The 12,708-nt window shown below is 50.1% G+C and carries 8 protein-coding genes; 6 read left to right on the top strand and 2 right to left on the bottom strand.

The window, feature by feature from the left end:
- The first annotated feature begins 69 nt into the window (after positions 1 to 69).
- The 3 genes from NQ564_RS04980 (at position 70) to NQ564_RS04970 (ending at position 7,081) form a co-directional block, all read left to right on the top strand.
- Positions 70 to 3,816, top strand: coding sequence for an efflux RND transporter permease subunit (locus tag NQ564_RS04980; protein ID WP_129649855.1), 3,747 nt, complete (start codon positions 70 to 72; stop codon positions 3,814 to 3,816).
- A gap of 123 nt (positions 3,817 to 3,939) precedes the next feature.
- Entirely contained in the window at positions 3,940 to 5,427 is a 1,488-nt protein-coding gene (locus NQ564_RS04975) for a TolC family protein (protein ID WP_008148630.1), read from the top strand.
- A gap of 4 nt (positions 5,428 to 5,431) precedes the next feature.
- Positions 5,432 to 7,081: an efflux RND transporter periplasmic adaptor subunit gene (locus tag NQ564_RS04970; RefSeq protein ID WP_039848156.1), complete on the top strand. Its 1,650-nt coding sequence runs from the start codon at positions 5,432 to 5,434 to the stop codon at positions 7,079 to 7,081.
- A gap of 43 nt (positions 7,082 to 7,124) precedes the next feature.
- Here the strand turns inward: NQ564_RS04970 and NQ564_RS04965 are convergent, their stop codons facing one another.
- Together NQ564_RS04965 and NQ564_RS04960 are read right to left on the bottom strand one after the other, a co-directional pair.
- Complete coding sequence (locus NQ564_RS04965; protein WP_008148627.1) at positions 7,125 to 7,967, bottom strand: helix-turn-helix domain-containing protein; 843 nt, start codon at positions 7,965 to 7,967, stop codon at positions 7,125 to 7,127.
- 30 nt (positions 7,968 to 7,997) lie between these two features.
- On the bottom strand, positions 7,998 to 8,804 hold the full coding sequence (locus NQ564_RS04960; RefSeq protein ID WP_008148625.1) for a helix-turn-helix domain-containing protein: 807 nt from the start codon (positions 8,802 to 8,804) through the stop codon (positions 7,998 to 8,000).
- 113 nt (positions 8,805 to 8,917) lie between these two features.
- Between NQ564_RS04960 and NQ564_RS04955 the strand changes: the two genes are divergently transcribed.
- Genes NQ564_RS04955 through NQ564_RS04945 form a run of 3 tightly spaced genes read left to right on the top strand, consistent with a single transcriptional unit; the run spans position 8,918 to position 12,697 of the window.
- Positions 8,918 to 10,783, top strand: a complete 1,866-nt coding sequence (locus NQ564_RS04955) for an SLC13 family permease (RefSeq protein WP_008148623.1) — start codon at positions 8,918 to 8,920, stop codon at positions 10,781 to 10,783.
- A gap of 51 nt (positions 10,784 to 10,834) precedes the next feature.
- Complete coding sequence (locus tag NQ564_RS04950) at positions 10,835 to 11,743, top strand: DUF2156 domain-containing protein (protein ID WP_008148621.1); 909 nt, start codon at positions 10,835 to 10,837, stop codon at positions 11,741 to 11,743.
- Positions 11,744 to 11,752: 9 nt separating this feature from the next.
- Positions 11,753 to 12,697, top strand: a complete 945-nt coding sequence (locus NQ564_RS04945) for a GNAT family N-acetyltransferase (RefSeq protein ID WP_021862098.1) — start codon at positions 11,753 to 11,755, stop codon at positions 12,695 to 12,697.
- Positions 12,698 to 12,708 lie beyond the last annotated feature (11 nt).

The raw sequence follows: 12,708 nt of genomic DNA, 5'->3' as shown, positions 1-12,708 counted from the left end.
GTCCCCGCATGGGAACAAGGTAGTTTCGGCACACCGCCACGATCTATTATCAATAAATATATACTTCTTATGCTAAATAAAATAATTCGTTATTTCCTTGAAAACAGGGTGATAACAATACTGATCTTAGTGCTGGTGGTCATATGGGGTCTCTCGACTTCCCCGTTTAACTGGCATGGCGGGATCATCCCCCGTAATCCGATCCCGGTAGACGCGATTCCCGATATCGGCGACAACCAGCAGATCGTTGCCACCGAATGGATGGGACGTTCGCCCAAAGACATACAAGACCAGATCACTTATCCTCTGACGGCATCCCTTTTAGGAATTCCCGGAGTCAAATCGATCCGTAGCTCCTCGATGTTCGGAATGTCCTTTATCTATATCATTTTTGATGATAACATTGAATTCTACTGGAGCCGTTCGCGGATTCTCGAAAAGCTCAATTCACTACCTCCCGGTACCCTGCCCGAAGGTGTGCAGCCAGCATTGGGACCGGACGCCACCGCATTAGGCCAAATTTACTGGTACACGCTGGAAGGGCGCGATCCGGCAACCGGAAAACCGACAGGCGGATGGAACGCGGAAGAACTGCGTACCCTACAAGACTATTATGTCAAATACAGTCTTTCGGCCGCCGAAGGCGTGTCGGAAGTGGCGTCAGCCGGAGGATTAGTGAAAGAGTACCAGGTCGAACTGAATCCGGAAGCCATGCGTGCCTTCAATGTTTCCGTCATGGACATTATGAGCGCCATCAAGAAAAGTAATCTCGACATCGGCGCCGAGACAATGGAAATCAACAAGGTCGAATACCTGATCCGCGGCCTGGGCTACATTAAAAATGTCTCCGATCTGGAAAAGGCTGTTGTGACCGTTCGCGACGGTGTGCCGGTACGCATATCGGATATCGCGTTTGTGAATATCGGTCCGGGTACCCGGCGCGGCGGCCTGGACAAAGAGGGGGTGGAAGCTGTCGGAGGTGTCGTTATCGCCCGGTATGGCTCCAATCCTCTGGAAGTCATCAATAACGTAAAAGATAAAATCAAGGAGATGGCTCCTGGACTGCCCCAGAAAACGTTGCAGGACGGGACCGTCTCCAAAGTGACCGTAGTGCCGTTCTACGACCGGACAGGATTGATAAAAGAGACGATCGGCACACTCGAAACATCGTTGTCACACGAAATCCTGATCTGTATCATCGTCATCATTGTCCTGGTTCTCAATCTCCGGGCTTCCGTCGTGATAGCCAGCATGCTACCTATAGCCGTATTGTCTACTTTCATCATTATGCGTTACACGGGAATAGCTGCCAATATCGTGGCACTTTCGGGTATCGCCATCGCTATCGGTGTGATGGTGGATGTCGGAGTGGTATTTGTCGAAAGCATCATCCGGTATATGGAGATGCCGGAAAACAAAGGTATTCGCAAAGGAAAAGCGATGGTGAACCTTATTTATAAGGCGGTCAGTGAAGTGTCGGGAGCCATCGCAACGGCAATGATCACGACCATCGTCAGTTTCCTCCCCGTTTTTGCGATGGAGGCGCAGGAAGGGAAGATGTTCTCTCCCCTCGCCTATACGAAAACCTATGCTTTGGCCTCCGCCTTCGTATTAGGATTGATCCTGCTGCCGACCTTATCCTATATACTATTCTCGGTACGAATCGATTCAAAGCCGATACGGAAAATACTCAACTACATATTGGTAGCCGCAGGCCTCCTTCTATCTGTTCTGTACGGAAACATTCCGGCACTCGGACTTACCGCTGTCGGGCTGAACAACCTGCTTGCCCACCGTTGGAAAAAGCCGGGAACCGGCAACTATATCAACATCGGTATCGCACTTGCTGTCGCCACTTACTTTTTGACGGAAGAATGGTTGCCGATGGGACCCCAGAAAGGGATTTTCATCAATCTCCTTTTCGTTGCGGGATGTATCGCCGCCATTCTCTCACTTCTCTGGCTGCTGGTGATCTATTACGAACGTATTCTTCGCTGGTGCCTGGATAACCGGTGGAAGTTCATGTTGCTGCCTGCCGTGACCATCCTTTTCGGTATCCTGATCTGGAAACGGATCGGACAAGAGTTTATGCCCAGCCTCAACGAAGGTTCGTTCCTGCTGATGCCGACCAGTATGCCCCATACAGGCATCGAACAAAACCTGGATTACATCGAAGCTCTGGACAAGCGCCTGGCAGCTATCCCCGAAGTGGAAACGGCAATCGGCAAATGGGGACGGGTAAATTCGGCCCTCGACCCGGCACCCGCCCAGATGTTCGAAAACACGATCAACTATCGTCCCGAATATATCTTGAACGAAGACGGAAAGAGGGAACGCTTCAAGGTGAACCGAAAAGGCGAATATGTCTTGAAAAGCGGAGGTACATACAACCCGGCAGACGGTTTCCGGCTGATACCGGCGGACAGCCTGATACCGGACCGGAAAGGAGACTATTTCCGGCAGTGGCGCCCCGAAATCAAGAACACGAACGACATATGGCAACAAATCGTCAACATCACCCATCTGCCCGGACTGACATCCGCTCCGAAACTGCAACCGATAGAAGCACGCCTGGTCATGCTCTCGACCGGTATGCGCGCCCCGATGGGATTGAAAATCTACGGGCCGGATCTCGAAACAATCGAACAAAGCGGAAAGGCGATCGAACAGGCACTCAAAGACGTCCCATCCGTCATCCCCTCGTCCGTCTTCTACGACCGGGCCGTCGGCGCTCCCTATCTGGAGATCAAACTGAACCGGGATAACATGGCCCGCTACGGGGTGAATGTCGAGGATTTGCAGGAGATCCTAAGTGCGGCTGTCGGCGGCATGATCCTGACGAAGACAGTCGAAGGCCGCGAACGTTTTCCCGTACGCCTCCGTTATGCACGCGAACTGCGTGACAACCCGGAAGCGCTGTCCATGCTCTTAGTCCCGACGGCTACCGGTGCACAGATACCGCTGAAGGAACTCGCCGATATCGAATATGCGCGGGGAGCCCAGATGATCCAGAGCGAAAACACCTTCCTCGTCGGCTACGTGATCTTCGACAAGAAACAAGGGAAGGCTGAAGTGGACGTTGTGAAAGAAGCGACAAAAGTGATCGAAGACAAGATACGGAACGGAGAACTGGAATTGGCAAAAGGCGTCTCCTATAAATTTGCCGGAAACTACGAACAACAGGAACGCGCCACCGCCCGGCTGATGATCGTCGTTCCCTTGGCCCTGCTGATCGTCCTCTTGGTTCTGTATTTCCAGTTCAAGACCATTACCGCATCGTTGATTCATTTCTCCGGTGTATTCGTGGCTTTTGCCGGTGGTTTCATCCTGCTCTGGCTGTACGGGCAGGACTGGTTCATGAACTTTTCCCTGGCGGGAGTCAATATGCGGGATTTGTTTCAGATGCACACCATCAACCTGAGTGTAGCCGTATGGGTCGGCTTCATCGCCCTCTTCGGAGTGGCGACAGACGACGGCGTACTGATGGGAACCTACATCCATCATGTCTTCCTGGAAAAGAACCCGCAGACCAAACATGACATACGCGAAGCCGTAGTGACAGCAGGCCTCAAGCGGGTACGCCCCGCAGCCATGACGACCGCGACCACCCTGATCGCCCTGCTCCCCGTCCTCACCTCGACCGGAAAGGGAGCCGACATCATGGTCCCGATGGCAATCCCGACTTTCGGCGGCATGTTGATCCAGTCGATGACCATGTTTGTCGTTCCCGTATTCCAATGCTGGTGGCGGGAAGGACTGCTGAAGAAAGAGGAAAAGGCCCGCAACACAGCAGAAAATTCCTCACCGGGAAAATAAAGTTTCCTTAGCATGAAACTAAATTTTCTTCGGATGAAAATAAATTTTCCATTGCATGAAAATAAATTTTCACGCAAAGACAAAAGCTGAAAATAAAGTTTCAATAAATAAAATAGTTATAGAATGAGAATAAAAAAGCATAAAGCCATCTTACGTTGGGGCACCATCCTGCTATCGGCACTTTGGTACCTCCCATCACAGGCACAGACGACCGACAGCCTTTCCTATTACCTGGAAACGGCCGCCTGGAACAATCCGTCGGTAAATTCCAGTTTTGCCCTTTACAAAGCATCCCTGGAAAAGATACCGCAAGCGGGAGCTTTCTCCGATCCCGAACTCGAAATGGGATTCTTCTTCAAACCAATGGAACAGCTCTCCGGCAAACAGGTAGCCGATTTCACCCTGATGCAGATGTTCCCCTGGTTCGGGACGCGTAAAGCAGCCCGCAGCGAGGCGACCGAAATGGCACGCATGGCCTACGAACAATTCCGCGAAAGCCGCAACAACCTGTTCTACGAGGTCAAGAGTCAATGGTACCAATTGAACAACCTGAATGAGCAGTATAAAAACACGGCAGCCAACCTCGCACTGTTAAAGCAGTTGGAACAGTTGGCACTGAACCGCTATACCGCATCCTCTTCACCGGGTGTTCCGGTATCGTCAGCCGCCACCTCACCGGTCATCTCCCCTCTTCCCCAAGCAACGGTAAACAACGGTATGGGAAGTATGGGGAATATGACTCCCTCCCCTGCACCTGCATCGCCGGGTGGCAACAAGGCAATGTCCGGCATGGGCAGTAACATGGGAGGTAGCCCGATGGGGAACGGTTCGTCTGGCAGCATGTCCGATGTCCTTCGTATCCAGATCGAAATGGCCGAACTCGAAAACAACCTCGAAGCCCTCCTGTCAAACAGGAAAGCAGCCGAAGCCCGCTTCAACAGCCTGCTGAACCGGGATCAGAGTTTGCCGGTACAGACGTCCGACTCGCTAACACAAAAACTGTTTTCCGTAAAAGACAATGCGGTTTTAGACAGCATCATCCTCTCCAACCCAATGCTCTCCATGCTCGAAGCAGAAGCGAATGCCTATAAGGCCAAAGCGGAGATGGACAAAAAGATGAGCCTCCCCATGTTCGGCATCGGACTGCAATATTCCATTATGGCAAAGCGCTCCGAGGAGATGGCCCGGATGTCCGGGATGGGCAATATGAACGGGATGGATATGGTCATGCCGATGGTCAAGATCAGCATCCCGATCTTCCGCCGGAAATATAACGCCCAGCAACGGGAAAGCAGGCATTACCGGCAAGCAAGCGAGTTGAAATATGAAGATACGCTTAACCAGCTTCACGCCGAATATATCGCATTAAAGCAACAATTGGCAGATGCTTCGCGCAAAATAGACCTGTACGCCAAGCAGCAGGACTTGTCCCGGTCGACCTGGCAATTGATGATCCGCGAATTTTCGGCAGGGACAACTTCCCTCACGGACATTATCCAGTTGGAACGCCAATTGTTGGATTACAGCCTTAAAAAAAGCGAAGCGGTTGCCGAATACAACACGCTGGTCGCAGGATTGGAAAAATTAGTATCAACCTCCGTAAATGAATAACAAGATGAAAAAGATAAATGAAATAAGAAGAAACAAACCGGTTCAATATGCAGTGGTAGCCCTCGCAGGCTTATTGGCCGGCTGGCTTTTGTTCAGCCCGTCCAAAAACGCCACCCCGGAGACCTATGAGGGGCATGAGATGCACAAAGGACACAGCCATGACCTCATACAGGATGAAACGGGTGTCTGGACCTGCTCCATGCACCCCCAGATACGCCAGGACAAACCCGGCAAATGCCCGATCTGTGCGATGGATCTGATCCCGGTCCGTAAAAGTAGCGATGGCAATGGCAGCGAAAGCTCCGATCCCAACGCCATCCGGCTGTCTGAAGAGGCGGCGGCCCTGGCAGATGTGCAGACTTCGAGGGTAAGCAAAGAAAATCCGATCAAGACAGTCCGCCTGTATGGCAAGATCGTCCCGAACGAACAAAGCCTTCAATCCCAGACGGCTCATGTCGGTGGACGCATTGAACAGTTGAATATCAACTTCACCGGTGAGACTGTACGTGCCGGACAGACACTTGCCGTCCTCTATTCCCCCGAACTGTTCACCGCCCAACAGGAACTCTTAGAAGCCGTCAAGATGCAGCAGCCCGCTCTTATCCAGGCGGCTCGCGAAAAACTCCGTCTCTGGAAAATGACGGATGCCCAGATAGGAGCGATCGAACAGTCGGGAACCGTTTCCCCGCTCGTCGAGATCAAAGCGAACGTAAGCGGGATCGTGATGACTAAACGGGTAAGCCAGGGTGATTATGTTGCTTCGGGGGCCGTACTGTTCGACATCGCTAACCTGTCAAACGTATGGGCGATGTTCGACGCTTTCGAAGTGGACCTTCCTTTCCTGAATAGAGGCGACCAGGTTCATTTTACTTTGCAGGCCCTTCCCGGTAAGACATATACGGGACGAATCGCTTTTATCGATCCGATCATCAACCCGTCCACCCGTACGGCACGTGTCCGTGTGGAAGTAGCCAACAGCCGGATGGAGCTAAAACCGGAAATGTATACGACCGCCGAGGTCAATGCCCCCCTTCAAGGCTATAAGGATCGGATCGTCGTGCCGCAGACTGCCGTTCTCTGGACCGGAAAACGTTCTATCGTCTATGTCAGGCAGCCTGACACGTCTACCCCTACTTTCCTGATGCGCGAAGTCGAATTGGGACCGTCCCTCGGTAATGCCTACGTCATCCTGAAAGGATTGTCCGAAGGAGAAGAGGTCGTAACCAACGGCGTATTCTCGATAGACGCCAGCGCCCAGCTCGAAGGGAAACAGTCGATGATGAACAACGCCGGCGAAACGCAACCGATGAACGGCCATGCAGGGCATACGATGGGTGGGCACGGAGGACATACCACGCACAAGGCCTCCGATACACAATCAGAAACAGCAGGCGAACACGCCATGTTCGGTGTCAAAGGCTCCTGCGATATGTGCAAACAGCGCATCGAAACGGCGGCTAAAAGCGTAAACGGTGTTCTGTCAGCCCATTGGGACAAGGAAAAACAGATGATACACCTGCAATACGATCCGTCGAAAACCTCCGTCGACGCCATCAGCAAAGCTATTGCCAAAGTGGGGCACGACACTGATACCGACAAAGCGGATCAAACCGTCTACGACCAACTGCCGGGCTGCTGCAAATACCGCAAGTAAGCGAGCGCTGCAACCCGACCAAGCGACCGACCCGTCATCGCCACTATTGTCCTTTTTTATACTGGTGGCGATATTCGGTCGCACTCAACCCGGTTGCGTTCTTGAAGAAACGGCTGAACGCAGCCTGGTCTTCGAAACCCAGCATCAAGGCGATCTCTTTCGAACTTTTGGCCGTATAGAGCAGCAAACGCTGGGCTTCAGCCTGGATACGATTATGGATAATACGAATGGCGGAAGGCTGCTGATAGGTGGAAAGGATATTTGCCAATGTCTTCGGGGATTTGTTCAGCATGTCTGCATATTCCTGCACCTGTTTTTTCTCCTTAAAATAAGTATCGACCAAGACATAGAATTTACGGATCGTCTCGAACTGGAAGCTATTCTCCCGAACGACTCCCTGCCGGTCTTCCGCTATTCGCGTACACAATATGATAAACCGTTTCAACAGTACCCGGAGCATCTCGTCTTGCAGGTGGTCAGTACTGAGAAACTCCTCTTGCATGATCCCCGTCAGCGTGTCGATCTTCCGCCGTTCATCTTCCGAAAGGACAAAAGTCAGCACATGCGACGAACCGTGAAACAGTAACCCGTTACACGACACTTCATGGTCATTGCCATGTATGCAGTAAAAGTTTCCGTTGAACAGCAGAGCATGGTATTTGCCTTCGATGCGCAGGAACTCCAGATGATGCAAATGGGAAAGTGGAATGAGCTGTCCCTTCTTCAAAACAAGCTGCTGATGGTCGATATCCAACTCCACTTCGCCGGAATCCACCCATATAAACTTGTACAGTGTTTTGTCTTTCAGAAGATCCGGGTCTTCATGGAGCGAATCGGTCAAAACGATCTGCCCCTTTATCTTCGCATTCTCAAATGTCCATCTCATGGTATCTTAATTTTCAATTCTCAATTTCCATTATCTCCAGTTCCCCGGCAACTCTCCCGTATGCCGCCTGAACCAGCGTGCAAAGGTATCATAATTTGAGAAATTAAGCATCACGGCAATACGGGAAGGTCTCAGTCGAGTCTTAATCAGCAAGTCTTTCGCCTCAAGTAAGACATACTGGCTGATCCATTCCGCCGCCGAAATACCGGAATGCGATTTGCATTTGTTATTCAGTTCCGCCGAAGTCATTCCTAACTTCTCGGCAAAATAATAAACCGGATAATGATGATAACGACTAATCAGCAAAGCGAAATCGTGGAAGAAAGGTGGAACCTCGCTATCCCGGTCGTCCGCCAGATGTCCTCCCTGCTGGAGGAAGAAAATAAGGGCACGCAAAAGTGATTCCACCACTTTGACACGGGCATCGCTCATTCGCTCGATTTGTGACTGTATCAGCCGGATATAGAGTCCGGACTCTTCCAGTTCGTCCGGTGTAATCGTCCGGAACATCAGACGTTGCCGATTGATCAGCAGATCACTACCGGCATAGATTACAATCCCTTCAAAACCTGTCTCCGAAAAACAGGATATGTCACTCACGTCTTCCACAGACGCCAGGAACACCTGTCCGGCAACTATGGAGATTTCCTTTCCAAGCGCTTTGCATTCGAACTTTCCTCCCCGGCAGACCACAGCAAGAGTTCCCGGTTCCAAAGGCAACAGTTCATGATCCTGCCCGACTTCGACGTGAATGATCTTTAAAGTACTTTCCAATGTCAAATTCGCAGTCGACACGGCATGATAGAGGTCGATCGGTAATATTTTATCAGTATTCATTTCCTTCTCACTTTTAAATAAAAATCATTTCACTTCGAACATTTAAAGATAGTTATTAGTTTAATACATACAAGTCTTTTTAGATTAAGTTAAAACCCTATTAATAACATTTTATGATAACAACTCTCGTCATTTTAGCGCTTTCCGCCTTGTTTTTCGTGAACGGGAAGATACGCTCGGACCTTGTTGCGCTCTGCGCACTCGTACTCCTCATGGTCTGTAAGATTTTAACTCCTGAAGAAGCATTATCCGGTTTTTCAAATCCGATCGTAATCATGATGGTCGGCTTGTTCGTGGTCGGGGGAGCCATCTTCAAAACCGGCCTGGCCAAGATGATCAGCAGTAAAATACTCCAGTTGGCAGGGAAAAGCGAATTGAAGTTATTCATTTTAATTATGGTTGTGACAGCCTTCATTGGCGCCTTTGTCAGCAACACCGGAACTGTGGCCCTGATGTTACCCATCGTGGTCAGTATGGCGATGAATGCCAACATAAACCCCAGCCGCTTCCTGATGCCTCTCGCTTTCGCAAGCAGCATGGGAGGAATGGCGACCCTGATCGGTACGCCTCCCAACCTCGTCGTGCAGGAGGCTTTGAAGAACGCCGGGTTCGACAACCTTTCGTTCTTCTCTTTCACTCCGGTCGGATTGATCTGCGTGCTAACTGGGATCATTATCCTGATCCCGCTCAGTAAAATATTCCTGGCAAAAAAAGACGACAACAATAAAAAAGAGACTTCCGGCGGCCGCACTCCAAAAGAACTGGCACAGAAATACCAACTCTCCGACAATCTCTACCGCTTGAGAGTCACCTCCGGTTCCCTGGTTTGCAATAAAACATTACAGGAACTCAATATCACACAAACATATAATCTGACGATCCTCGAAATACGAAGAAAATCGCCGTCACAGGGCCGCTTCATGAAGACCGTGGATCAAAAATTGGCCGGTCCGGACACAGAACTGAAAGAAAACGATATCTTATATGTCTTCGGAGCATTCGACAAGATCGAACTGTTTGCCCGTGAAAACAGACTGTCGCTCACAGAATCGAGAGTCACCGAGTTCGCCGGCGGACCGTCCGACGAAAAACTGAGTGTGCAGGAGATCGGTATCGCCGAAGTCTTGTTGATGCCGGATTCCAAATTGATCAATAAAGCGGTCAAAGATTCCGGTTTCAGGGATAAATATGGAGTCAACATATTAGGCATACAACGGAAAAACGAATATATCCTGTCTGATATAAAAGAGGTAAAGATGCACTCCGGCGACATCCTCCTGATACAGGGCACATGGGATAGCATCGCCCGCATGAGCCATAAACAGTCTCAATGGGTAGTACTCGGACAACCTGTCGAAGAAGCATCCAAAGTCACACTGGACTATAAAGCACCTGTCGCCGCCCTGATCATGACCGGCATGATCGCAGCGATGGTATTCGATTTCATTCCGATTCCTCCGGTCGCAGCCGTCCTGATCGCAGCGATCCTGATGGTGCTGACAGGCTGCTTCCGCAATGTGGAAGACGCCTACAAGACGATCAACTGGGAAAGCATCGTACTGATAGCCGCCATGCTCCCGATGTCGCTTGCCCTCGAAAAGACAGGAGCCTCCAACCTGATATCGGAAAAACTGGTAAGCGGATTGGGTGATTACGGGCCACTTGTCCTTATGGCGGGAATCTATTTCACGACTTCTCTGCTCACCATGTTCATCAGCAATACGGCAACAGCGGTACTGGTGGCTCCCATCGCGTTACAATCGGCCTTGGCAATCGGGGTCAGTCCCTACCCGTTCCTGCTGGCCGTAACGGTGGGTGCGAGCATGTGCTTCGCCTCCCCCTTCTCGACTCCTCCGAACGCTCTGGTCATGTCGGCGGGCAAGTACACATTCATGGACTATGTCAAAGTCGGCATGCCCTTGCAAATCATCATGGGAATCGTCATGATCTTCATATTGCCATTATTATTTCCGTTCTAAACATTCACTGATATTTATTAGTTTTATATTTGCACACCAAAAAAGAAAAAGATGAAGATACCGTTCAAACCAATCGGAATCGAAGATAAAGATATTATAACATCCTTTACGATACCGAGCAATTACAAGAATTGCGATTATTCATTTGCCAACATCTGTAGTTGGCGATTCCTATACGACAGCGAGTTTGCCATTGTCGACGGCAGCCTGCTGATCCGTTTCTGGATCGAAAACAAAACGAGAGTCGCTTATATGACACCTACGGGTCAGGGCAACCTGAAACAGGCAATCGACCTGTTGGAAGCCGATTCACTCGAACAGGGCCACCCGCTCTGTATGTTAGGCGTAACGCCCGATGCCAAAGAAGAACTCGAAAAAGCAATCCCCGGAGGATTTTTCTACATTCCCGAACGAGATTATTTCGATTACATCTATTTGCGTGAAGACCTGGCAACCCTGAAAGGAAAGAAATACCAGGCGAAACGCAATCATATCAACAACTTCAATAAGAAATTTGATTACAAATATATCCCTATCACACCCGAACTGGTTCCCGAATGCCTCCAGCTCGAATGCAAATGGTACAAAGCCAACCGGGAAGATAATGACGAGGAGGATCTGAACGACGAACGCCGTTCCATCCTCTACGCCTTGAACCATTACAACGAATTGGGACTTATTGGAGGAGCCATTTGCGTAGACCACGAAATTGTCGCTTTCACCTTCGGCGCCCCGATCAACCACGACACTTTCGGCGTCCATGTCGAAAAGGCGAATGTGAACTATGAGGGGGCTTATGCTGTTATCAACAAAGAATTCGCCTCCCACCTTCCGGAGAAATATACCTATATGAACCGGGAGGAAGACTTGGGTATTCCCGGTCTACGTCAGGCTAAACTTTCGTATAACCCGTTCATCCTATTGGAAAAATCCGCAGCAATAAAGAAACCTGCAAAATAATATTGAACGATGGATAACAACAAACCTCAATTGATCGACCTGTGGCGTACCTCTTTCGACGACAGTGAAGAATTTATCAAACTGTTCTTCGACCGAGTCTACAAAAAAGAAAACGCCCTGTTTATAGAGAAAGACGGAAAAATCGTTTCCGCCCTTCAAATGCTTCCGTATGTCATGACTTACTACGGGACGGAGATATCCGTAAGCTATATATATGGAGCCTGTACCCTTCCTTCCGAACGTGGTCAGGGGTTTATGCGCCAACTGATACAGAAGGCATTCGAAGTGATGGAAAGCCGGAAAGTAGCCTTGACAGTCATTATCCCGGCCGATCCGTGGCTGTTCGATTATTATCGCGATTTAGGATATACGGAGGCTTTCGACTATTCGGAAGAGACATATATCCGGCCTATTGAAACAGCTTGGGAACAGGGTATTTTGGTTGTACCGCCCGAAGTCCCTTCGATGGAGTCTCTCTACAATTTTTTCAATAAGAAACAGCGGGAACGCACTTGCTATGTGCTGCACGGTTATGACGATTTCGTCACTATCCTGCGCGATCTGCAGATGTCCGGCGGGCAGATGCTGACAGCCTTGAACATTCAGAACGAACCGATCGGAATGATCTTTTTCCATCCTGCCGGCGACCATATTTATGTCAAAGAATTGATGTATGACAACGACAACATCAAGAACCTGCTCTTACAGGAGGCGACAATCCAGAACAAAGTGGAAAAGGCTATCTACCGCACTCCTTTCGCCGGACCAGGAACTTTCCCCTTAGGTATGGCACGTGTCCTGGATCGTGACCGCCTCATCCATCACTGGGCTTCCACCCACGAAAACTCCGTTCTCAATATCGGTGAACTGAAGGAAATGGACACTCAATCTCTTACCCGCCTGTTACTCGACTACCAGAGCCGGGAAGCTTATATGAGCTTGATGCTCGATTAGGGATTCATTCT

Source organism: Parabacteroides johnsonii DSM 18315, assembly GCF_025151045.1.
GTDB classification, from domain to species: Bacteria; Bacteroidota; Bacteroidia; order Bacteroidales; family Tannerellaceae; genus Parabacteroides; species Parabacteroides johnsonii.
This window is presented reverse-complemented; position numbering and strand designations above follow the sequence as displayed.

Coding starts and splice junctions, on each gene's coding strand:
- NQ564_RS04980 (WP_129649855.1), top strand. CDS start 70: ATGCTAAATAAAATAATTCGTTATTTCCTTGAAAACAGGGTGATAACA.
- NQ564_RS04975 (WP_008148630.1), top strand. CDS start 3,940: ATGAGAATAAAAAAGCATAAAGCCATCTTACGTTGGGGCACCATCCTG.
- NQ564_RS04970 (WP_039848156.1), top strand. CDS start 5,432: ATGAAAAAGATAAATGAAATAAGAAGAAACAAACCGGTTCAATATGCA.
- NQ564_RS04965 (WP_008148627.1), bottom strand. CDS start 7,967: ATGAGATGGACATTTGAGAATGCGAAGATAAAGGGGCAGATCGTTTTG.
- NQ564_RS04960 (WP_008148625.1), bottom strand. CDS start 8,804: ATGAATACTGATAAAATATTACCGATCGACCTCTATCATGCCGTGTCG.
- NQ564_RS04955 (WP_008148623.1), top strand. CDS start 8,918: ATGATAACAACTCTCGTCATTTTAGCGCTTTCCGCCTTGTTTTTCGTG.
- NQ564_RS04950 (WP_008148621.1), top strand. CDS start 10,835: ATGAAGATACCGTTCAAACCAATCGGAATCGAAGATAAAGATATTATA.
- NQ564_RS04945 (WP_021862098.1), top strand. CDS start 11,753: ATGGATAACAACAAACCTCAATTGATCGACCTGTGGCGTACCTCTTTC.